Here is a 21,223-nt window from a genome sequence, read left to right on the forward strand (position 1 = left end):
TTGGTACTATAGTTCTTGTGATTGTTGGTGAAATCAAGGGGCAGCTATGGCTTTATGGATAGCCGCTTGAGCCAGCAATCGGTTGGAGTTTAGCGTTGGGAGTACTGAATTGCCATCGTTGATAATTAGCGGTATTTCAGTACAGCCCAGAATGATTGCATCACACACGGAATGCTTTAGGTAACTGATACTGTCTTGAAAATATTCCACAGTTTCCTTTCGAAATATCCCATTGACTAGTTCGCTCATAATTAGGAATCCGATTCGTTCGATGACCTCCTGTGGTGGACGAAGCCAGTCTATATTTTCGTCCTCTAGTTTGTCCGGATAAACATCGCTCTCAACCAACCATCGAGTACCGAGAATACCCAGCTTTCTATAGCTCTTGATGGTTGCCGCAGTAATGACACTGCCAGCGATATGCAGCCAGGGTAGGGGAGAACCTTCCGCTACATAGTCAAAGGCTTGGTGGATGGTGTTATCAGGGCAAATAAGAAAATCGGCTCCTTGGGATTTGAGCTTCTCCGCGGACGAGAGCATTAAATTGCCAACACCTTGAAGATCATTGGAGTCCAAATATTCCACATAGCGAGCCAGTGAATGCGTGTGCATGGAAACCTCGGGGTGGGCATTGTTACCGAGATACTCGCTACTCTCTGTATAAATTGTTTTGTAGCACAGGGCTGTCCCCTCAGCAGAGCAGCCAACTATACCGATATGTTTTATCTGTTTGCGGTCATTCACGTATTTACTCCTTGATTCATGGGGGAAAATCAAGAATGACCCCTCCATGAGATGGGTCTTAAAGGTATATTTGTATGTATCAGAAAACCACGATTTACATGCTTTAGGATACAATGTTTTCTATTATTGAATTAACTTTTATCGTTATGAAGCTTGGTTAGTCTCCAGCAGTTCTAATTTTTCTTTAACTTCTTTGATTTGTTCAGGATTGACTGCGGTTTTTTGTATTTGTTGAAGTGATAGCTGGTAAGCAGTATTAAACGCGTCCTCCTTGCGAGTTGTTATATCGGGTTCGACACCTGTGCCTTCCCAGTTACTTTTAGTTATTGGGTTTATTGCCTTGGCAATTGGAATTACCACTCCGAATGCGTCGTCTAGTTGGAAAAATTGCCAGGGATTCGCGCCTCCTTTGGTTGTTTCGCCAATAATGGTGGCTCGCTTGAGGTGCTTTAGCTGATAGGCAAAAGATTCTGCGGCGGAGAAGGTATCTTTACTAGTCAAAATATATACTGGAATATCGACCATTCTTTTGCCCTTGATAGTTTCGAAAGTCCAGAATTCAGTAATGCTATCCGTAGCTTTCCAGTAAATACTGTTTAAATGGGTAGGCTCGTCAAAGAGGTAGCTATTAATCAGACGACCCATATTGCCATCTCCGCCTCCATTATTTCTCAGATCGAATATGATGGCATCAGTGTTTTCAATTAAAGCCATAGCGGCTTCAACACGTTTTCGTGATGCATCATTGACTTGGTCGAAGCCCCAAAAATCAATATAGCCAACATTACCTTCAAGGACCTCTACGCGGTTAAATCCAGAATTTTTTCGGGCCAGTTTGGTAAACCAGTTTTCGTGTTTTGGTTGGCTTTGGGAGGTATTTTGATCATACCACCGCACACCAAAATGTTTATCATGTTTCTCCAGTACTTTTGAAAGTACTTCGGCAACTCGTTTGGGGGTTCTTGCCTGTTTCATTGCCTCGGATTCTGAGGCTTTTTGTAAGCCTTCACGTGTTGCGGGAATATTTTCCTGGAGTATATATTGCCTTGAAATCTCACGCTCGACGGTATCAACTAGAGTCTTTTTTTGCTCTGCTGAAAAAGTTGTTGGAAAGCTGAGGCTTGGTAAAAACAGTGGCAGAATGGCTAAGTATTTTTTCATTTTTATTAACTCGTTTTTATTAGTCATTTAATGCCAGGGCTCAAGCCCTGGGTGGTCGTTATAAGATTTCGGGGCTGTAACACTGGCGTTATTCCGACAGTTTTATATGGACTTTTACTTTATGGAAAATTTTATCAGGCAGGTTTTTATCCGTACTCTGGTGCCAGTTCGACTGAAAAAAGGTCTTGTGCGTATAAATAGACTTTGGCTGGTAAAGCTAGCTAAGCGGCACCTTAAACCTAGGTCAGGTTATCCAAAGGAGGCGCTATCCTAGCGTGAATCTTAATGGCCCCATTGGGTGATAGGGTTCCTTAGAATATTATGACCCTTTAGTCACATTGTTGTGCCAGAGAGACTGGTTGCCAATTAGCTCCCCCGAAATCCCCTGAAATCCTGATGAGGTCCTTTCAAGCACCTTACCTGGCCCTCTGTGGGCCGACTCAATGAAGACAAATGTCCACAGAATTTTCTGCGGTTATGTCTATTGAAATTCCTGAGTAATGCGAAATCTATGCCGATTTATCGCCATAGATTACTTTGATGGTTGCTAACTTAGCGGGCATAAATGGCAGATAAATAGTGAAACACGTGACAGATTTTACCCCCCAATTCAGCTTGCAAAGTGAAGCTCTGAACTGTGAGGATTCCAACGTCTGGGCCGTCAGCGACCGGGCTCATGACCTTGCCGATAAGGGGGAAGACGTTATTTTCCTCTGTGTGGGGGACCCCAACTTCGATACACCCGAGCCAATCCTGGATTTTGCCCGCGCTCGCTTGGGTGTGGGGCGCACCCACTACTCCCCCGCGGCCGGTGAGCCGGTGTTGCGCCGAGCCATTGCGGATATCGAGAGCAGAGTATCGCCACATCCCTGTAATCCCGATGATGTTGTGGTGTTTCCCGGTGGTACCAACGCTATCTACGCGGTGCTTTCCTGCCTATTGAATCCCGGTGAGGAGATTGTTATCCCCGAACCGATGTATATCGGTTATGTCCCCATCTGTGACAGTCTCAGGTTGTCTGTAAATCGGGTGGCCTGCCCGGCGGAGCAGGATTTTGCCTTCGATGTGGAAGCGATCAAGGCGGCGGTCAGTGAAGAGACCCGTGTGGTGATGATCAATACGCCGGTCAATCCCACCGGCGCTATGGCAACCCCAGAGCAGCTGCGCGAACTTGCGGCTTTTTGCCGTGAGCGCAACATCTGGTTGGTATGTGATGAAATGTACTCCATGATCACTTTCGCGCGCCGTCATACTTCCCTGCGCACCGCTGCCGAGTCTTTGGACAACATTGTGGTGATCGACGGCCTGTCCAAGTCCCATGCTATGAGTGGCTGGCGCCTGGGCTGGGCGGTAGCGCGTGGGCCACTGGTAGATCGCCTTGCAGCATTCGCTGGGGCCACTATCTTCGGCTGCCCTCAGTTTATCCAGGAGGCCGCGGCATTTGCTTTGGAGTTCGATTCCTATTTCGTGAAACAGATGCGTGACGCCTATGAGCGTCGCCGTAATCTGATTGTGGAGCGAATTGGCAAGATTCCGGGGCTTGGCTGTTACAGCCCGGATGCGGGTATGTTTGTGATGGTCAATGTTTCTGAGGTGGCCAGCTCCGGTCAGGAATTCGCTGAGGCTCTTCTGGAGGCTGAGCGGGTATCGGTTTTGCCAGGGGCGCCTTTTGGCGAGTGTGCGGTGAATCATGTGCGCTTGACGCTCGCAGCCGATGAGGCTGAGTTGTCACGCGCTCTGGATAGAATCGAGCGATTCGTCACCTGCGCTAACCGCCAGGCCAGTTAACCCAGGCAGCGGTGGTCTGTTCCTAGGCATTGTTCGCAGGGAACTGACTTTTTCATCTTCGGGGGCTGTAGTGTTTCAGCCTCCGGCGAATACCGCTATCCTTGCCCCCTTTCAGATTCAAAAGAAATCAGTTCCGTGAAAATTGACCGGCATAATTTGCGTATTTTGCAGGCTCTGCAAACCAACGCCCGTATTAGCAACCTGAATTTGAGTGAACAAATTGGCTTATCGGAGAGCGCCTGCCTGGCTCGGGTGAAGCGCCTGACCAGTGAGCGTTATATCCGTGAGTTCCTCGCCGAAATCAACCTGGACAAGGTGCGCCACGCTGAGTTTTATGTAAATGTGGCCCTGAAGCGCCAGGATGCGCGTACCAGTGAAAACTTCCGGCGGATCATCAGTGATATCCCGCAGATCGTTTCCTGTGTAAAAATGTCTGGCGAGTTCGACTATATGCTGCGTTTTATTTGCCCTGATGCGGCGGACTTCAACCGGGTCTCTGAGCAGCTGTTGGCAAATGAGGAGGCGGCCATCTCGCGTATGACTTCGCATTTGGTAATCGAGAAAACCAAGCCTTTTACCGGCTATCCCCTGGAATTGCTCTTTCAGGATTAGCGCCTGAATAGGCAGTAGAGTATGGAGTAAACCACTGCCGACTCTCCTGTCTATCGCGAAGGCGACTTTCACAGTAGCCTTACTGATGTCGAGGCTATAGAAGTGGCACTTGCTCTCTGATGAGGCCGACTTCCAGTAAGATTTTTCTGGGCGCTCTAGAACCCTTTCTGTATTTTGTCTCTGTTTTTTTCTCACTGGCTTGGTTGAAATTACTACTGGTTAATCGAGAGGCAGTGATATCCATATTGAGTAAAGATTGCGGAGAGTTGCACAATTCGCGCTTTGAATATGACAATTTTATTGCGGTTAATCCCGCGTTCTTGTACAAGCGTGTTAGGTTTGGCGTCTCTTGTCGGTTAAGTAAAATTTGTGCGGACTACTACTAAGTGAATGTCCATGCTGTTTTAGTCAATAACTGTGGGAAGCATTACCTGAGCGTTGGCTGCCAAATGGGCTGAAAAGCATGCTGCAGAACAGAATACAGTGGACTTACCTCCATTTTCTGCCCATTTTGTGAAGTTGGTGACTCAATTGGAAGAGTGGCGGCTGCAACCTCATATATACTTTAGAAAGGCTTCTGCGCAGCGACAGTGGTTGGAAAGGCTGCTATCCAGGGGCTGGTAATCACCGCTGGTGCAGGGGAGTGGCAGTTGAAATATTTAGGGCGTGTCTATCTGACTCTTAATTTGTTGTTTTTTGCATCTATCGGTCTCGGGGCACTATTTAACCCGGCGTCTTTTGCCGAGGCTATCGGTTTTGCTTTTACTGCCCCCACCGCAGTGCCTGAATTCCTCGCAACTTATGCCGGCTTTATGTTGGCCATAGCTGTCCTTCTGCTCGTAGCTCTAGCCATGCGCCCGCATCGCAGAGCGGCTTATGCTTCTCTTGCTATCTCTTATATTGGGTTTGCGGCTGGCCGTCTCTTTGGCATGTTTGCTGGCAGCAGCTTTGATGAACGCAATTTGCTGTTCTTCGCCCTGGAAGTGGTTATGGTGCTTTGGGGGCTCTATTGCTATCGGGAATCCCGCTGGCTTCCCTTGCAGCATGGGCATTAGTTCGCTACCAACAAATAACTGATCACCTCCATAGCTTATTAGCCGGCAGTCTTGGATTGCAGGCGATTTTTCTATTGGCGTTATTACAATAAAAAGCTTGGCCTACGCTTTATGGGCGTTTGCCCGCAGTGGCTGCCGCAACATGTCACTAATGGATATGGGTAATGTCTCAATTCCAAAGCCTAGTGGAAGCCTTGGTTATTTTGGTTGCGCTTTGTGCCTGCGCGATTTGGCTGCGCAGTCGCGGGGTGATTCTTGAGGAAGAGCAGGGGATTTTTGGGCGCTTGGCAACAGACTTTGCGTTGCCCGCGGTTATTTTACATAGCCTAATCGAAGTTCCCTTTTCTTCTCAGGCTCTTCTTCCTGCCTTCGCCCTATTTACTGTCAGTATTGCAATCATGGTACCCGCGTGGATTGTGGGCAAAGTGATGGGACTGGAACGCAAGACCCTTGGCTCCATTGTCTTGGTTGCAGGTTTTGGTGGCTCTTCGAGCCTAGGGTTATCGCTAATTCGCCGGGTTTTTCATGATGATCCACTCGTTATGCGAGATAGTGTCCTGATCGGTGAATATGGCGCACTTCTATCGGTATTCACTATCGGCGTTGCAGTGGCTATTTATTTCGGTCGGGATGAAGTAGAGCAGGCCAATGTCTGGCAGGCCTGTAAACCTTTTTTTGTGTCGCCTATTTTTATCACGATGATTTTAGGCACAGCCATCTCCCTGTTCGGTTTGCCTCAGGGTAGTGTTGTTGTGCGATTACTTGAGGATATTTTACGGATTTCAGGGCAGTCCCTAATTGTATTGGTGGCATTTAGTATCGGTCTTGCCCTACGCCCGATCGCTGTGCGACAGCTCGCTGGACTGATTCTGGTGGTCGCCCTTTTGAAGTTAGTAGCCGAGCCTATGGTGGCCTGGGCTCTGGCAATGCCAATTAAGCTGCCGCATATTGAGCGGGAACTATTGGTTTTGCAGGCGGCAATGCCCTCTGGAGCCATTGCCGCCGTATTGGCGAAGCGCTATGGATGCGATGGTGGGGTTGCTTCGGCCATGGTGGTTGCCACCTCCGTTATTAGCTTGATAACCCTACCTTTGACACTCTACTTTGAAAGTTAGTGATTTCACTGTAGTAGTTGATCAGGCTGTTATTTTCCCAGAGTCCCTATCGCTTGAGTGTTGCTCCACGTTGGCAGTTTCCTCTTGTTGCCCGCCATGTAATTTGCCATCCACAGCCTGGCGGAAAACTTCTTTGTAATCCTTAAATTCCGTGCCCATTAATCGGTCCCACCAAGTGAAGTAAAAACCGTAATTGCCCTGGAAGCGCTGGTGGTGCAGATCGTGATGGGTGGTGGTGGTCATATTATCCATAACGCCGTCTACCCAGCCGCGCGGGTGGAATTCTCGCCCGGTGTGCAGCATGGCGTTGCGGAAAATCATAACGAAAAGGAAGCTGAGCCAAATGCTTGGGTGCAGTGGTATCGTTAGGGCAATCAGTGGTGAGAAAAGCCCATTGATAAAAATTTCACCTATGGAAAAGCTATAGGCTGTCCAAGGAGTGGGTGTTCGCGACATATGGTGTAGCTTGTGGAAGTGCTTAAACAACTTCGGATGGTGCATAGCCCGGTGGGTCCAGTAGAAATAAGCGTCATGGAGCAAGATAACCACGGGCAGGCTCAGGATGCCCCACCAAAGAGGGTAATCACTCCAATTCCAGTACAGCTTGGCTATCCCCATATCCTGTAGCAAATTTATGCTGATGCCGAACAGGGTGAAAATACAGACGGTCAGCATGGAGTAGCTGACTTCACGGCGTATATCCCCCCAGCTCGCACGGCGCTTCTGGATGCGGCGTTTGTTCATCCAGGCGCGAAACAGCCAACTCGCGCAAATACTCATCACAGATGCGGCCAATACATAGCGGAATAAGGTCAACTTAAAGTGGGTGGTTCCGTAATGAGCCACATCTGCGAGGAACTCCATATTATTCACCATCCATTATTTTGGCGCTGTCAGAGGGGAGCGCTGGGTATCCAGGATCTATTGGGGTTCTAGGTGCTACTCGCATGGCTAGCTTGTGCACTGTTGCTTCCAGTCTGGAGAGATTTACTGGTGGTGGCTTGCGGAAAGCGAAAAAATGCTGACGAATTCCGAACCGCTGCCCATTCAGGCGGGCAGTTTGTCGCGGCGGTATTCGGTGGGGGTCTGGTTATGGCGGCGCTTAAAGGCGGCATTAAAGGGGCTAAGTGATCGGTAGCCAATATCCAGGGCGATGGTCAGCACTGGCAGATGCGCTTGTTCCGGACTGGCCAAGCGGGCACTGGCCTCATCGATACGAAATTGATTGAGATATTCGTTGAAGTTGCGATAGCCCAGATGGCGGTTGATCAGGGTGCGCAACAGGTGCTCGCGGGTATTCAGCTGCTCCGCTAGTTCGCGAATGGTTAGCCCTGTGTGTCGATAGCCGCCACTTTGCATATGCGTCTGTAATTTAACCAGTTGTGCCTGTTGCTGTTCATCCAGGGGGGGCACTGGTGTCGGAGGTGGGACTTCCTCTTCAGGGAAATCTGTTGGTGGTCGTGGTAGAGAGTCGCCCAGGGCGCTAGGAGACAGTGCCAGCAGCCATAAACAGGCGGCCAGGGAAAGGAGACTGGCGAGCAAGGCATGTAGGGTGGGAACGCCGTTGGGGACGGGTCGATAGGCAAATAGGGATTCGGCGCTAATGACGATCAGCATATAAGTGCCTACCGCAATCAGCAGTATGGCGCGCAGGCGGCGGCGCTCCTCCACCAAATCCGATTGAAACTGCCCTAGCAGGGTGAGCATACCCAGGCCGATCAGGCCCAGGCGGGTAAACTGGGACAGATTAAAAAAGACTTCCTCGACCCTATCTCCCAGTGGCATCGGCGCGTGATTGGCGGCAATGCTAAAGGTGATTGAGAGCCCGATAGGAACCGAGCCCCAATTTGGGAAGGGTTCTTCCTCGCGACAGAGCAGGTGGGTAAACAACCAGAAGGCGGCAGGTACTAGGATCACCGGTAGGTGAATCAGCAGCGCCATTATCCCGGTAAGGGGAGGGAGTGTCGGCAACAGCAAATAGCAGATTACACCGATCAAAACCAAAATCAGCCAGCGCCCTGCGGCGAGTCGCCGGTGGTTGACGGAAACCTTGGCCGCAGCCAGTAACAGCAGTGCGCAGGCACCACCAGAAAAAAATAAATAGCCGGAGGTCACGGCCTATCTCCAGCGGCTGGCCCAGGCATCCAGGACCTTGCTGCTATAAGTGTGGCGGCCATAGCTGCCGTTGTAGTAGGCGAGGGCGTTGGCTAGGTTTCCTTTGGCCTTTTGGATGTAATGTTTGAGAATGGTGCAGCCATAGCGCAGGTTGGTATCCATATCGATCAGGTTGTCATCGGGGCGTCCGATTTCTTTTTTCCAAAATGGCATTACCTGCATCATACCCTGAGCGCCCACTCGAGAAACCGCGTAGGGGTTAAAAGCGCTCTCGATCTGAATCACCGCCAGAACAATCTCTGGGCGTAAACCCGCCAGGGTCGCCTCGCGATGCACTGCCTTCAGGACATGCATGCGTCTTTTCGGGTCTTTGATATAGCGTGCCAGAGGCTGGGATTTTGACATCAGCCATACCTCAGCATCGAAGCGATCGACAAAGCTGTCCGCCTGAGTGATGGCCTCGCGCAGGGCGAGTCGCAACTCGGGGTCAACTTGTGTGGTGTTGGTCTGGGATATTGCACTGCAGCAGATAAGGCAGAGCCCCAGTGCGGTAATAACTTTTCTTATCATATTGGGAATTTTACGAGATCCAAGGCGATTGGGTAGCGCCTTTTATGGACCTTTTACGCAAATCTGGGCAGGGAGGCGTGTCTGGGGCGAATGAGACTGTGAAATACCAACGAACTTGGATTGCATCGTTGGTATTTCAGCGGGGATATTTTGAGAGAGATAAAAAATTATCTATCTCATTGCCAGATTAGCGCAGGCCGAATTTATCCAGCAGTACTTCTTCCAGTTGCGATACCGCAAATTCCTGGCTTTCCGCATCGGCACGGCCCTTGTATTCCACTACACCTTTCTCCAGGCCGCGGTCGCCGATGACGAGGCGGTGGGGGATACCGATCAGCTCGACATCCGCGAGCATAGCGCCCAGGCGAGCCTTGGGCTCATCCATTAGCAGCACATCGACGCCTTTGGCGCGTAGGGATTCGTACAGGTGTTCGCACTTTTCCCGCACCACATCGCTCTTGTGCATATTGATGGGCACAATCGCTAGCTGGAAGGGCGCTATGGCATCTGGCCAGATAATGCCGGAGTCGTCGTGGTTTTGCTCGATAGCAGCGGCGACAATACGGGATACACCGATGCCGTAACAGCCCATGGGCATGACCTGCTCCTTGCCGTTCTCATCGAGTACGGTGGCGTTCATGGCGCGGCTGTACTTGTCACCCAATTGGAAAATATGGCCGACTTCGATACCGCGTTTGATTTCCAGGGTGCCCTGGCCGTCTGGACTGGCGTCACCGGCAACGACATTGCGCAGGTCTTCGACACGGCCGAGTTCCACGTCGCGACCCCAGTTCACACCGGTGAAGTGGTAATCGTCGCGGTTAGCGCCACAGATAAAGTCCGCCAGGTGCGCCGCGGATCTGTCCACAATAGTTTCGACTTTCATGCCGACAGGGCCTAAAGAACCGATATTGCAGCCCAGTTCTTCGGCGATTCGTTGCTCCGGGGCAAATTGCAATGGGCTGGCGATGCCGGCCAGTTTTTCCGCTTTTAGCTCGTTCAGTTCGTGGTCGCCGCGCAATACCAGCGCTACCAGCGGTGCGGTCTCACCTTCTTCACATTCACCCAGCACTATCAGGGTTTTTACCGAATGGGCGGGATCGCTGTTCAGGAATTTACTGACATCGGCAATGGTTTTCTGTCCAGGCGTGTGTACTTCCTGCAACTCCCGGCTGGGCGCCGCGCGCTCGCCGACAGGGGCTACGGCTTCGGCCAGCTCTACGTTGGCGGCGTATCGAGATTCGGTGGAGAAGGCGATATCGTCTTCACCGCTTTGTGCCAGGACGTGGAATTCATGAGAGCTGGAACCACCAATAGAGCCGGTATCCGCCAACACGGGACGGTAGTCCAGACCAATACGGTCAAAGATGCGGCAGTAAGCGCCGTGCATGATGTCGTAGGTTTCCTGCAGGGAATCCGCATCCACGTGGAAGGAGTAGGCATCCTTCATGGTGAATTCGCGCGCGCGCATTACACCGAAACGTGGGCGAATTTCGTCGCGGAATTTAGTTTGCACCTGGTAGAAATTGGCCGGCAGCTGTTTGTAGCTTTTGATCTCATTGCGAATCAGATCGGTGATCACTTCTTCATGGGTAGGACCCAGGCAGAAATCATTGGTGTGGCGGTCCTGGATACGCAGTAGTTCCGGGCCATATTGCTGCCAGCGCCCGGATTCCTCCCAAAGTTCCGCCGGCTGCACCACCGGCATCAGTACTTCTAGGGAGCCGGCGTTATCCATCTCCTCACGCACAATGCGCTCTACCTTGCGCAGTACGCGCAGGCCGGTGGGCAGCCAGGTGTAGAGACCGGAGGATAGGCGACGGATCATGCCGGCGCGCAGCATCAGCTGGTGGCTGATTACTACCGCGTCGTTGGGCGTTTCTTTTTGGGTTGCGATGAGGTAACGGGATGCGCGCATAGGAATAAACTGGGTTCAATTATCGGTAAGCTGGTTATTTTACGCTATTCACCCGCTAATAAATATTGCCGGATAGCCTCCCGTGTGGGCTCTGTTATTTGTGCGGAAGTGACACCCTGCAGATACGGGGAAGAAGGCGATTTAATGACTTTGTAGCGGGTGCGATAAAGGCGGGTGCGATAAAGTGTGGGTCTATGCCCACCAGGAAAATAGTGTTTTCGGCCAATAAAAAACCCCGCAGTTGCGGGGTTTTGTGCCAGGGGCAGGAGAGTCTTAGGACTCAGCCATTTCCTTCAGCTTCTTCAGCGGGCGAATTTTCACCTGGATGCTGGCGGGCTTGGCCTTGAACACAGTTTCTTCACCGGTGAAGGGGTTGATGCCTTTACGGGCTTTTTTGGCCGGCTTCTTCACAGTGGTGATTTTCATCAGGCCCGGCAGGGAGAACTCGCCTGCGGCGCGCTTCTTGATGTGACCTTCGATGATATCGCTCAGCTCGTCCAGTACAGACTGAACCTGCTTGCGGGACAGTTCAGTATTTTCAGCGATCTGGTTCAGCATCTGGGTTTTGGTGAACTTATCTTTGATCGCTTTTACTTTCTTGGCTGGAGCGGCAGCGGCTTTTTTTGCTGGAGCCTTCTTAGTGGCAGCGGTTTTGCTGGCAGCTTTCTTGGCGATTGCCATGGCTTACTTCCTTCTTTGTTGTTCGGTGTATATCCGGTAAAAATGTGTTCGGTCTCCCGCTGCGCTGCATCCACAAAACGGCGTCTCAGCGGGTGATGGTGGGAAGTATATATAGTTTTTGTTCGGCCGCACGGGAAAATACTAGAAAAATAGTGCTTTTTCTCTGTTTCCTCCCCAATTTGAGACCCCAAACCCCTTCTACAAAGGCCAAAAGGGTGTGTCTGCTTCTTCCCTCTGGGGGGCTCATGTATACTCTGTCCCCCTTTTTCCAGCATCGGGTACTAAGTCATGCCGATCTATGAATACCAGTGCAATGCCTGTGGCCACGAGATGGAGGCCCTGCAACGCATGAGCGATGATCCGCTCAAAGACTGTCCGGCCTGTGATAAGGCCGAATTGCAAAAGAAGATTTCAGCAGCGGGATTCCGCCTCAAGGGCGGTGGCTGGTACGAGACAGACTTTAAGACCGGCAGCAAGAAAAACCTTGCCGGCGATGCCGCCAATGGCACCAAGGCCAAAAATTGCCAGCCTGCAAAGGCGGCGGCGAAGACGGCTTAAAGCCGCTGTGCGGTGCCGCCAGTGCGGTGTACTCTCTATTTAACCTTTTTACCTATCGATAACGGGAATTTTCATCCATGCGCAGCGACTACTGTGGCGTCCTTCGTTCCGCGGACATAGACCGTGTAGTAACCCTCTGTGGCTGGGTCGACCGCCGCCGCGATCACGGCGGTGTAATCTTTATCGACCTACGCGACCGCGAGGGTATTGTTCAGGTGGTATTCGATCCGGATGCGGCCGAGCACTTCGAAATGGCCGATCGCGTGCGCAGCGAATATGTCCTTAAGGTGACCGGCCGTGTGCGCGCCCGTGCCCCCGAAGCCCTCAATCCAAATATGATGACCGGTGAAGTCGAGGTCTACGGTACTGAGCTGGAAATTCTCAATAGCGCCGAGACGGTGCCTTTCCAGCTGGATGAGCACACCGCAGTGGGTGAGGATGTTCGCCTTAAATACCGCTACCTGGATTTGCGCCGCAATGAAATGCAGAACAACCTGTATTTCCGTTCCAAGTTGACCACGGCGATCCGCAATTACCTGGACGAGCACGGTTTCCTGGATATCGAGACCCCAATCCTGACCCGCGCCACTCCTGAAGGTGCGCGTGATTATTTGGTACCGAGCCGCACCCATGAGGGCAAATTCTTCGCCCTGCCGCAATCTCCTCAGCTATTTAAACAGCTATTGATGGTGTCCGGTTTCGATCGCTACTATCAGATCGCCAAGTGTTTCCGCGATGAAGACCTGCGCGCCGACCGCCAGCCGGAATTTACCCAGATCGATATCGAGACCTCTTTCCTCGACGAGGAAGAGATCATGGCGATCACCGAGGGTATGGTGCGCAAGCTGTTCAAGGAATTGAAGGGGATCGAGCTGGGTGAATTTCCACGCATGACCCACTACCAGGCCATGCTGCGTTACGGTTCCGATAAGCCGGACCTGCGTATTCCACTGGAGATGGTGGAAATCAAGGACTTGATGACCGAAGTGGACTTCAAAGTATTCTCCGGACCCGCCAACGATCCCAAAGGTCGGGTGGCCGCCATCAAGGTGCCGGGCGGTTGTAAGAAATTAACACGCAAGCAACTGGATGATTACGGCAAATTTGTTGGCATCTACGGCGCCAAAGGCCTCGCCTATATCAAGGTCAACGATCGTTCCGATCTGCAGAATGGCCTTCAGTCGCCCATCGTAAAATTCCTGCCTCTGGAAACACGCGCGGCAATTCTTGATCGGTTGGAGGCGGAAAACGACGACGTCATCTTCTTTGGCTCCGATACCGCCAAGATTGTTTCCGAAGCCCTGGGAGCACTGCGCTGTAAGTTGGGTGAGGACCTCAATCTCTACACCAGCGAGTGGGCACCCCTGTGGGTGGTGGCCTTCCCGATGTTCGAGGAAAATGACGACGGCAGCCTCACCGCACTGCACCACCCATTCACTGCACCTTCCTGCAGCCCGGAAGAGCTGGAACAGAACCCATTGGGCGCCCTGTCGCGCGCATACGATATGGTGCTGAACGGCACTGAGCTGGGCGGTGGCTCTGTGCGCATTCACAACCAAGATATGCAGCAGACTGTATTCCGTATTCTCGGCATCGATGAAGAAGAACAGCGCGAGAAATTCGGTTTCCTGTTGGATGCCCTTAAGTACGGTGCTCCGCCCCACGGTGGTTTGGCCTTCGGCTTGGACCGCCTGGTGATGCTGATGACCGGCAGTGATTCCATTCGCGATGTGATCGCCTTCCCCAAAACCCAGAGTGCCGCCTGTGTCATGACAGACGCTCCGGGTGCTGTGGATGCCAAGCAGCTGCGCGAGCTGAGTATCCGCCTGCGCCAGAAAGAAGAAAAAATTAGCTGATTTTCCCCGATGGGCCGAGCGAAGCGAGCCCATCAAATCGTGGTGATGGGCATTTCGCTTCGCTTATTGGCCCATCCCTCGCACTGACTGAAGAGAGACGGAACATGGCCGGACATAGTAAATGGGCCAATATCAAGCACCGCAAAGCGGCTCAGGATGCCAAGCGGGGCAAGATTTTTACCAAGATTATTCGCGAACTGACCGTGGCCGCAAAGACGGGCGCCAACCCGGACGATAACCCGACGCTGCGCGCCACTATCGATAAGGCGCTGGGCGCGAATATGAAACGCGATACCATCGATAAAGCCATTGCTCGCGGTGCCGGTAATGCCGATGGTGATAACTATGAGGCCGTGGTTTACGAAGGTTACGGTGTAGGCGGAGTAGCGGTACTGGTGGAGTGCCTGACGGATAACCGCAATCGCACTGTGGCTGAAGTTCGCCACGCCTTCTCCAAGCGCGGCGGCAACTTGGGCACCGACGGCTCCGTGAGCTACCTGTTTACCCGTAAGGGCCAGATGTTCTACGACGTTGGCGTGGATGAAGAGTCCCTGATGGAAGCGGCCCTGGAAGCGGGTGCCGAGGATATCGAGACCAACGATGATGGCAGTGTGGAAGTTATCACTGAGTTTCAGGATTATCTCACGGTAAAAGACGCCCTGGTGGCCGCGGGCTTTACCCCGGACAGTGCCGAGATTGCCATGATCCCGTCCACCACAATCCCACTCGATAAAGAGGGCGCGGAGAAGGTGTTGGCCTTGATTGAGATGCTGGAAGATCTCGATGATGTACAAAATGTTTACACCAACGCGGATATTCCCGAAGAAGTAATGGAAGAGCTGGGCTAAGGTTCTGCTCTGCCCGGGGCGGGCGTCGCTTGCCCCTGGCCTATTCTCTCTCCTTGTTCCGAATAGCCGCTTTTTCGCCTCAGCCTGCGATCTCCCTTGACGCTTTGCCTCCACCTTGGGACACTCCCACCACTATATAAACATACAGATATTTGGGGAACGCCTCTTGACCCGAATCCTGGGTATCGACCCCGGCTCGCGTAAAACGGGCTATGGAATTATTGATGTAGAACGGGGTGTTGCCCGCTATGTGGCCAGTGGGGTGATTCGTATTCCCGAGGGCCCTCTACCTGATCGCCTGAAACTGATTTTCGATGCGGTAACTCAGATCGCTCAGCAATACCAGCCGGCGCAGATGGCGATTGAAAACGTGTTTATGTCGAAGAGCGCGGGCTCAGCCCTGAAACTGGGGCAGGCGCGCGGTGCCGCCATAGTGGCCGGGGCGAATAGCGGCCTGGCGGTGGCCGAGTATGAGGCGCGTAAAGTTAAGCAGGCGGTGGTGGGCAGTGGTGCAGCCGACAAGCTGCAGGTGCAGCATATGGTCAAAACCCTGCTGTCCCTGCCGGGGGCTCCTCAGGAGGATGCTGCCGATGCCCTCGCCGTGGCCCTGTGCCATATGCACACGGAGCAGACACTGCTATTTACTGCCGGTGGAGCGCGCAGTCGTTTTCGTCGCGGCCGTCTCAGCGTTTAGCGAGCTCTGCAAAATCCCGCTCCTCACTTCCTCAATGTGGGCAGCGATAGATAAACCTGGAATAAACACCATGATTGGAAGATTGAGTGGCACCCTGGCCGCGGTTCAGCCCCCTTTGTTGCTGATAGATGTGCAGGGTGTGGGCTACGAAGTGCTCGCGCCCATGACCACAATTTTTGAATTGCCTCCCCTGGGGCAGTCGGTCCAAGTGCACACGCACCTGGCAGTTTCCGAAACGGCTCATCAGCTCTACGGCTTTATTCGCGATGCCGATCGCAAACTTTTCCGCACCCTGATCAAAGTCAGTGGTGTGGGGCCCAAGATGGCCCTGGCAATTTTATCCGGTCTCGATGGTGCAGCCCTGGCGCGCTGTGTCGCCGAAGATAATGTCGCGGCCCTGGTAAAAGTGCCCGGTGTCGGTAAAAAGACTGCCGAGCGTCTGATCGTGGAGTTGCGCGATAAGTTGACCCCGGATTTCGGTGATGCCAACGATATTCCGCTGATGGCTGCGGCTGCCGCACCCAAAATTGACCACGCTGGCGAGGCGGAGAGTGCCCTGGTAGCCCTGGGCTACAAGCCCACCGAAGCCAGCAAAATGGTGGCTCGGGCGGCTAAGGAGCAGCCAGAAGCTGACAGTGCCGCCTTAATACGTCTGGCCCTAAAGGGCATGGCGCCCGCCTAAATCGAATGGCTTGGAGTTGTTGCGATGATAGAAGCCGATCGTTTGGTGGCCCCCGAACCTGTGGGGCCCACGGGGCAGGAAGAGCAGTACGACCGCGCCGTGCGCCCCAAAGCGCTGGCCGACTATGTGGGCCAGCCGGTAGTGCGCGAGCAGATGGAGATTTTTATTCAGGCCGCCAAACTACGCAAAGAGGCCCTGGATCACACCTTGGTATTCGGCCCTCCGGGCCTGGGTAAAACCACTCTAGCCAATATTATTGCCGCAGAGATGGGAGTGGCGATCAAGACCACATCGGGACCGGTACTGGAGAAGGCCGGTGATCTGGCTGCGTTGATGACCAACCTGGAGCCGGGGGATGTGCTGTTTATCGATGAAATTCACCGTCTCAGTCCCCATGTGGAGGAGGTCCTGTATCCGGCAATGGAGGACTACCAGCTGGATATTATGATCGGCGAGGGGCCGGCGGCGCGCTCCATCAAACTGGATCTGCCACCCTTTACTTTGGTGGGCGCCACCACCAGAGCGGGTCTGCTCACCTCGCCGCTGCGCGACCGCTTCGGCATAGTACAGCGCTTGGAGTTCTACAACGTGAAAGACCTCACTAGCATCGTGCGCCGCTCCGCCAGGCTGATGGGGGTGGAAATGGATGAAGCTGGTGCCTCACAGGTAGCGCGCCGCGCCCGTGGTACGCCGAGGATTGCCAACCGCTTGTTGCGCCGTGTGCGAGACTATGCCGAAGTGAAGGGCGATGGGGCGGTGGACTCGGACATTGCCGATGCGGCCTTGAATATGCTCAATGTGGATGCAAAAGGCTTTGATTCCCTTGATCGGCGCATGTTGCTGGCGATGATCGAGAAGTTTGATGGCGGTCCTGTAGGCGTGGACAGCCTCGCCGCCGCCGTGAGTGAAGAGCGGGATACTCTGGAAGATGTGTTGGAGCCCTATTTGATCCAGCAGGGCTATATTGCCCGGACACCCCGCGGGCGAGTAGCTACCGGGCTCGCCTATGAACATTTTGGCCTGCCCAAACCGGATAAGATTAGCTGAGGATGATCATCCAGGCTTCCTGGGCGATCAATCACGGAGACCAAGGTGCGTAGAAGGTGAGTAAATGAGGGAAGAATTCGGTATCCCTGTCCGGGTTTATATCGAAGATACCGATGCGGCTGGCATCGTGTATTACGTAAATTATTTGAAGTATATGGAGCGCGCGCGCACAGAACTGTTGCGCTCCCTCGGGTATGATAAGCCAGCGATGCCGCAGGAAGGTGTGCTGCTGGTAGTGCATTCCGCCGAGGCCCAGTATCGCCGCTCCGCCAGGCTCGACGACGCATTGCGCGCTACTGCGGTGATTGGCAAACTGGGGCGTGCCGCAGTGACCTTTGAGCAAAAAATTTGGCGCGGCGATGAGCTAATTTGCGAAGGCGTGGTCAAAGTGGCCTGTGTCGCTGACGACAGCCGCAGGCCCTGTGCCCTGCCGCAACCTATTTATTCAGCATTAAAGGCAGTAATTTAAGAAGATGAACGCCGGTGAACAACTCTCTCTTTGGGGGCTAATCCAGAACGCCAGCCTGTTAGTGCAGCTTGTTATGCTGCTGCTGTTGCTGGCTTCGGTCATTTCCTGGGTCATGATTATCCAGAGAGGGCTCTACCTCTCCTCGGCCAAACGTGCTCTGCACAATTTTGAGCGTCGTTTCTGGTCCGGCGCAGACCTGAACAAGTTGTTCCGCGAGGGCAATGAACGCGCCGAGAAAGGCAAGACCGACGGGGTTGAGTCCCTGTTTCGTGCCGGCTTTACCGAATTTACCCGCCTGCGCCAGCAGGGCAGCAGTGGCCCAGAAGCGGTTATGGAAGGCACCGAGCGCGCCATGCGTGTAGCCATGTCTCGGGAACAAGAAAAGGTAGAGATGAATCTGCCGTTTCTGGCGACTGTAGGCTCCGTCAGCCCCTATATCGGTCTATTCGGTACCGTTTGGGGGATTATGAATTCCTTCCGTGGTCTCGCCACCATGCATCAGGCCACCATTGCCACCGTTGCCCCAGGTATCAGTGAAGCGCTGGTGGCTACGGCGATGGGTTTGTTCGCGGCTATCCCCGCGGTGATGGCCTACAACCGTTACTCGGCCAAGGCGGAGTGGCTGTTGTCCAGCTACGAAACTTTTGCCGAGGAGTTTTCCTCGATCCTGCACCGCAAAGTGCACTCCGGCTGAGTAGTGAGTAGGCGAACCCTATGAGTGTGTTTCGCAAGGGAACCAAGAAAAAGCTGGTCTCCGAGATCAATGTGGTGCCCTACATCGATGTGATGCTGGTATTGCTGATTGTCTTTATGGTCACGGCACCATTGTTGATGCAGGGAGTCAAAGTGGACCTGCCAAATGCGCCATCGGCGCCAATGGAGGACACCGATGAGGAGCCACTGATTATTTCGGTGCGTGCCGATGGCACCTATTACCTGAATCTGGGAACCGATGAGCAGGGGGCCAAGCCTCTCAGTGAAATAAAGGATACGGTGGCCAAGGTATTGCGGCAGAAGCCGAAAACCCCGGTACTGGTGTGGGGTGATACCGACGCCCGCTACGGTCTGATTGTCAATGCCATGACCGAGTTGCAACAGGCGGGTGCGCCCAGTGTCGGCCTGGTGACAGAGCCACCGCAGGGGTAGCATTCCGGTGAATAAAGGCTTTTACGTATTGGCGATTGTGATCAGCCTCCTATTGCATGGGGCGTTGATCATTGCCATTACCTATGGTTGGGAAGCCAGCAATTTGCCTGAGCGCAAGCCGATGCCGAAGTTCGTGCAGGCAAAACTGGTTACTATCGAGGCTGCGACTACTCAGAAGAAGTTGCCCAAGAAAGTGGACAAAATCCAGCAGCGTGCCCAGCGCGAGGCTGAACAAAAGCGCAAGGCCGAAGTGGAGCGCAAGCGCCGCGCGGCCCTGGAGCAAAAGAAGAAACAGGAAGCAGAGAACAAACGCAAGGCTAAGGTTGAAGCCGACCGCAAGGCTAAGGAAGCAAAGGCTCGTCGCGAGAAAGAACGCAAAGAGAAGGAGCGCAAGGAAAAAGAGCTCGAGGAACAGCTGGCCAAAGAGCGAGAGAGTTCCTTCAATGAAGCGCTAGAGGACGAGGAAGAACTGCTCGATGCCAATGAGGGGCAGCAGGCGGTGATGTCTGTGGCCCAGGCGATTCAGCAGCAAATTGAAGCGGTGTGGAGCCGCCCGCCGAGCGCCCGCAACGGTATGTTGACCAAGGTAAAAATAAACTTTGTTCCCACTGGCCGGGTGGTGGCAACTAATATCGTCGAGGGCAGCGGCAATGCGGCTCTGGATCGATCGGTTCTCACCGCTATCCGCCGGGTGGAAGTTTTCCCGGAAGTGGCCAAGCTGGCCCGGGAAGAGCCGGTAATATTCGAGCGGGAAGTCCGCACCACAATTTTGAACTTTAAAGTCGAAGATCTGCGCCAATGATCAAGAGTTTACTGAAGACAGTCGCCATTATTGTAATCGCCTCGGTGAGCCTGGGGGCTCGCGCTCAGCTGGTGGTGGATATCACCAGCGGAATCGATGACCCCACTCCCATCGCGGTATCTCCATTCAGCTGGTCGGGCGGTGGTGTCCTCAAGGAGGATGTCTCCGGGATTATCTCTGCTGACCTGCGTCGCAGTGGCCTTTTTTCTCCGGTACCCAAGGAGGACATGCTGTCCTTCCCTAAAACCCCGGAAGATGTGGTGTTCCGCGATTGGCGTATCCTTGGCACCGAATACATTGTTACCGGCCGTATTGAGCCCCAGGCTTCCGGCTATCTGCTGACCTTTGACCTGGTTAATGTGTTCGGTCAGCACAAAATGTTCACCAAACAGGTGCGCGGTGGCCAGACACAGCTGCGCGATATCGCCCACCGCGCCGCAGATGAAATCTTTGAGGCCATTACCGGAATTCGTGGCGCCTTCTCCACCGAAATGGTGTACGTACACGAGGAGAGCCGTGGCGGCAAGCCCAGCTATGTGCTGATGCGTTCCGATATTGATGGGGCACGCGCCAAGCAGCTCCGCCGTTTCAGTGCACCGGTGATGTCGCCGATGTGGTCGCCCAACGGCCAGGAGCTGGCTTATGTCTCTTTTGAGACTGGTCGCCCGGCGATTTTCCGCGAAAATCTGCGTACCGGCGAGCGTAAACAGCTGACCAACTTCAAGGGCATCAATAGTTCGCCAACCTGGTCTCCAGATGGAACCAAGTTGGCTATGGTGCTCTCCAAGGACGGCAACCCGGAGATCTATGTTCTGGACTTGGCGAGTGGCAAGTTCACTCGCATGACCAGACACTTCTCCATTGATACCGAGCCAAACTGGATGCCGGATGGTAAATCACTGGTTTTCACCTCAGATAGGGGAGGGAAACCACAAATTTATCAATTGACTCTTGCCACTGGCCAAGTCGACCGCTTAACCTTCGATGGCGACTACAATGCGCGGCCACGAGTTTCTCCTGATGGGAAGACGTTGGTCATGGTACATCGCAACCGGGGAACCTTTACCATCGCCACGATGGATATTAACTCGGGCAGGATGCGTGTCCTTACGGAGACCACCCTGGACGAATCCCCCAGCATTGCACCGAATGGAGCCATGCTGATGTACGCAACCAAGCGCGGAGACAAGGGCATTCTAGCTGCGGTATCGCTGGATGCCGGGGTGAAGTACAACTTACCCTCACAGAGAGGCGATGTCCGGGAACCGGCATGGTCGCCATACTTTGATTGAGGTGGGGGCCCAGCGCTCTGAGGCGTAGGGTATTTATAAGACCAACTTAAAAAAAATCTTTCAGGATTTT

The 21,223-nt window shown here is 53.3% G+C and carries 22 protein-coding genes; 15 read left to right on the plus strand and 7 right to left on the minus strand.

Annotated elements, in window-relative coordinates; all coding sequences use genetic code 11:
• Positions 1-33 precede the first annotated feature (33 nt).
• The gene (locus tag LC073_RS05710) at positions 34-744 is read right to left on the minus strand and encodes an aspartate/glutamate racemase family protein (RefSeq protein ID WP_226644693.1); all 711 of its coding nucleotides are present in this window, start codon (positions 742-744) and stop codon (positions 34-36) included.
• Positions 745-888: 144 nt separating this feature from the next.
• On the minus strand, positions 889-1,905 hold the full coding sequence (locus LC073_RS05715) for a S41 family peptidase (protein WP_226644696.1): 1,017 nt from the start codon (positions 1,903-1,905) through the stop codon (positions 889-891).
• A gap of 588 nt (positions 1,906-2,493) precedes the next feature.
• Between LC073_RS05715 and LC073_RS05720 the strand changes: the two genes are divergently transcribed.
• From LC073_RS05720 to LC073_RS05735, 4 genes are all read left to right on the plus strand, one after another.
• Entirely contained in the window at positions 2,494-3,693 is a 1,200-nt protein-coding gene (locus LC073_RS05720; RefSeq protein WP_226644699.1) for a pyridoxal phosphate-dependent aminotransferase, read from the plus strand.
• Positions 3,694-3,828: 135 nt separating this feature from the next.
• Complete coding sequence (locus LC073_RS05725) at positions 3,829-4,305, plus strand: Lrp/AsnC family transcriptional regulator (RefSeq protein WP_226644702.1); 477 nt, start codon at positions 3,829-3,831, stop codon at positions 4,303-4,305.
• 590 nt (positions 4,306-4,895) lie between these two features.
• Entirely contained in the window at positions 4,896-5,360 is a 465-nt protein-coding gene (locus LC073_RS05730; protein WP_226644705.1) for a DUF4345 family protein, read from the plus strand.
• 164 nt (positions 5,361-5,524) lie between these two features.
• A complete protein-coding gene (locus LC073_RS05735; protein ID WP_226644708.1) occupies positions 5,525-6,475 on the plus strand; it encodes an AEC family transporter in 951 nt (316 codons plus the stop codon).
• Between the two features lie 21 nt (positions 6,476-6,496).
• Here LC073_RS05735 and LC073_RS05740 read toward each other — a convergent pair whose 3' ends face one another.
• The 5 genes from LC073_RS05740 to LC073_RS05760 all read right to left on the minus strand — a co-directional run bounded on the left by LC073_RS05740 (position 6,497) and on the right by LC073_RS05760 (position 11,759).
• Entirely contained in the window at positions 6,497-7,339 is an 843-nt protein-coding gene (locus LC073_RS05740; protein WP_226644711.1) for a sterol desaturase family protein, read from the minus strand.
• Positions 7,340-7,522: 183 nt separating this feature from the next.
• Positions 7,523-8,590 (minus strand): helix-turn-helix transcriptional regulator, encoded by a 1,068-nt coding sequence (locus tag LC073_RS05745; protein ID WP_226644712.1) that lies wholly within the window; start codon positions 8,588-8,590, stop codon positions 7,523-7,525.
• 3 nt (positions 8,591-8,593) lie between these two features.
• Entirely contained in the window at positions 8,594-9,160 is a 567-nt protein-coding gene (locus LC073_RS05750) for a lytic transglycosylase domain-containing protein (RefSeq protein ID WP_226644714.1), read from the minus strand.
• A gap of 187 nt (positions 9,161-9,347) precedes the next feature.
• The gene (locus LC073_RS05755; RefSeq protein WP_226644716.1) at positions 9,348-11,078 is read right to left on the minus strand and encodes a proline--tRNA ligase; all 1,731 of its coding nucleotides are present in this window, start codon (positions 11,076-11,078) and stop codon (positions 9,348-9,350) included.
• Between the two features lie 273 nt (positions 11,079-11,351).
• On the minus strand, positions 11,352-11,759 hold the full coding sequence (locus LC073_RS05760; RefSeq protein ID WP_226644717.1) for an HU family DNA-binding protein: 408 nt from the start codon (positions 11,757-11,759) through the stop codon (positions 11,352-11,354).
• 288 nt (positions 11,760-12,047) lie between these two features.
• On the opposite strand from LC073_RS05760, the gene LC073_RS05765 reads away from it, so the two are divergent.
• The 11 genes from LC073_RS05765 to tolB all read left to right on the plus strand — a co-directional run bounded on the left by LC073_RS05765 (position 12,048) and on the right by tolB (position 21,153).
• The gene (locus LC073_RS05765; RefSeq protein ID WP_226644719.1) at positions 12,048-12,317 is read left to right on the plus strand and encodes an FmdB family zinc ribbon protein; all 270 of its coding nucleotides are present in this window, start codon (positions 12,048-12,050) and stop codon (positions 12,315-12,317) included.
• Between the two features lie 77 nt (positions 12,318-12,394).
• Complete coding sequence (gene aspS / locus LC073_RS05770) at positions 12,395-14,173, plus strand: aspartate--tRNA ligase (RefSeq protein ID WP_226644720.1); 1,779 nt, start codon at positions 12,395-12,397, stop codon at positions 14,171-14,173.
• A 104-nt stretch (positions 14,174-14,277) separates the two neighbouring features.
• Positions 14,278-15,021, plus strand: coding sequence for a YebC/PmpR family DNA-binding transcriptional regulator (locus LC073_RS05775; protein ID WP_226644722.1), 744 nt, complete (start codon positions 14,278-14,280; stop codon positions 15,019-15,021).
• A gap of 166 nt (positions 15,022-15,187) precedes the next feature.
• On the plus strand, positions 15,188-15,715 hold the full coding sequence (gene ruvC / locus LC073_RS05780; RefSeq protein WP_226644726.1) for a crossover junction endodeoxyribonuclease RuvC: 528 nt from the start codon (positions 15,188-15,190) through the stop codon (positions 15,713-15,715).
• A 70-nt stretch (positions 15,716-15,785) separates the two neighbouring features.
• Positions 15,786-16,397 (plus strand): Holliday junction branch migration protein RuvA, encoded by a 612-nt coding sequence (gene ruvA, locus LC073_RS05785; protein ID WP_226644729.1) that lies wholly within the window; start codon positions 15,786-15,788, stop codon positions 16,395-16,397.
• Between the two features lie 24 nt (positions 16,398-16,421).
• Positions 16,422-17,444, plus strand: coding sequence for a Holliday junction branch migration DNA helicase RuvB (gene ruvB, locus LC073_RS05790; RefSeq protein WP_226644732.1), 1,023 nt, complete (start codon positions 16,422-16,424; stop codon positions 17,442-17,444).
• Between the two features lie 64 nt (positions 17,445-17,508).
• Positions 17,509-17,913: a tol-pal system-associated acyl-CoA thioesterase gene (ybgC, locus tag LC073_RS05795; protein WP_226644734.1), complete on the plus strand. Its 405-nt coding sequence runs from the start codon at positions 17,509-17,511 to the stop codon at positions 17,911-17,913.
• A gap of 4 nt (positions 17,914-17,917) precedes the next feature.
• On the plus strand, positions 17,918-18,607 hold the full coding sequence (gene tolQ, locus LC073_RS05800) for a protein TolQ (RefSeq protein WP_226644736.1): 690 nt from the start codon (positions 17,918-17,920) through the stop codon (positions 18,605-18,607).
• 20 nt (positions 18,608-18,627) lie between these two features.
• On the plus strand, positions 18,628-19,059 hold the full coding sequence (gene tolR / locus LC073_RS05805) for a protein TolR (protein ID WP_226644738.1): 432 nt from the start codon (positions 18,628-18,630) through the stop codon (positions 19,057-19,059).
• 7 nt (positions 19,060-19,066) lie between these two features.
• Positions 19,067-19,861, plus strand: a complete 795-nt coding sequence (tolA, locus tag LC073_RS05810) for a cell envelope integrity protein TolA (protein ID WP_226644751.1) — start codon at positions 19,067-19,069, stop codon at positions 19,859-19,861.
• On the plus strand, positions 19,858-21,153 hold the full coding sequence (tolB, locus tag LC073_RS05815) for a Tol-Pal system beta propeller repeat protein TolB (protein ID WP_226644754.1): 1,296 nt from the start codon (positions 19,858-19,860) through the stop codon (positions 21,151-21,153). Before tolA ends, tolB begins: the two co-directional genes overlap by 4 nt.
• The last annotated feature ends 70 nt before the right edge of the window (positions 21,154-21,223 follow it).

Origin of the sequence: Microbulbifer variabilis (genome assembly GCF_020524905.1) — a bacterium.
In the GTDB taxonomy this organism is placed as follows: domain Bacteria; phylum Pseudomonadota; class Gammaproteobacteria; order Pseudomonadales; family Cellvibrionaceae; genus Microbulbifer; species Microbulbifer variabilis_A.

Excerpts from the sequence above, each read along its gene's own strand:
- tolQ (WP_226644736.1), top strand. The coding sequence starts at position 17,918 with ATGAACGCCGGTGAACAACTCTCTCTTTGGGGGCTAATCCAGAACGCC.
- LC073_RS05715 (WP_226644696.1), bottom strand. The coding sequence starts at position 1,905 with ATGAAAAAATACTTAGCCATTCTGCCACTGTTTTTACCAAGCCTCAGC.
- tolR (WP_226644738.1), top strand. The coding sequence starts at position 18,628 with ATGAGTGTGTTTCGCAAGGGAACCAAGAAAAAGCTGGTCTCCGAGATC.
- LC073_RS05735 (WP_226644708.1), top strand. The coding sequence starts at position 5,525 with ATGTCTCAATTCCAAAGCCTAGTGGAAGCCTTGGTTATTTTGGTTGCG.
- tolB (WP_226644754.1), top strand. The coding sequence starts at position 19,858 with ATGATCAAGAGTTTACTGAAGACAGTCGCCATTATTGTAATCGCCTCG.
- ruvA (WP_226644729.1), top strand. The coding sequence starts at position 15,786 with ATGATTGGAAGATTGAGTGGCACCCTGGCCGCGGTTCAGCCCCCTTTG.
- LC073_RS05775 (WP_226644722.1), top strand. The coding sequence starts at position 14,278 with ATGGCCGGACATAGTAAATGGGCCAATATCAAGCACCGCAAAGCGGCT.
- LC073_RS05765 (WP_226644719.1), top strand. The coding sequence starts at position 12,048 with ATGCCGATCTATGAATACCAGTGCAATGCCTGTGGCCACGAGATGGAG.
- LC073_RS05740 (WP_226644711.1), bottom strand. The coding sequence starts at position 7,339 with ATGGAGTTCCTCGCAGATGTGGCTCATTACGGAACCACCCACTTTAAG.
- ybgC (WP_226644734.1), top strand. The coding sequence starts at position 17,509 with ATGAGGGAAGAATTCGGTATCCCTGTCCGGGTTTATATCGAAGATACC.
- LC073_RS05750 (WP_226644714.1), bottom strand. The coding sequence starts at position 9,160 with ATGATAAGAAAAGTTATTACCGCACTGGGGCTCTGCCTTATCTGCTGC.
- LC073_RS05760 (WP_226644717.1), bottom strand. The coding sequence starts at position 11,759 with ATGGCAATCGCCAAGAAAGCTGCCAGCAAAACCGCTGCCACTAAGAAG.
- aspS (WP_226644720.1), top strand. The coding sequence starts at position 12,395 with ATGCGCAGCGACTACTGTGGCGTCCTTCGTTCCGCGGACATAGACCGT.
- LC073_RS05755 (WP_226644716.1), bottom strand. The coding sequence starts at position 11,078 with ATGCGCGCATCCCGTTACCTCATCGCAACCCAAAAAGAAACGCCCAAC.
- ruvB (WP_226644732.1), top strand. The coding sequence starts at position 16,422 with ATGATAGAAGCCGATCGTTTGGTGGCCCCCGAACCTGTGGGGCCCACG.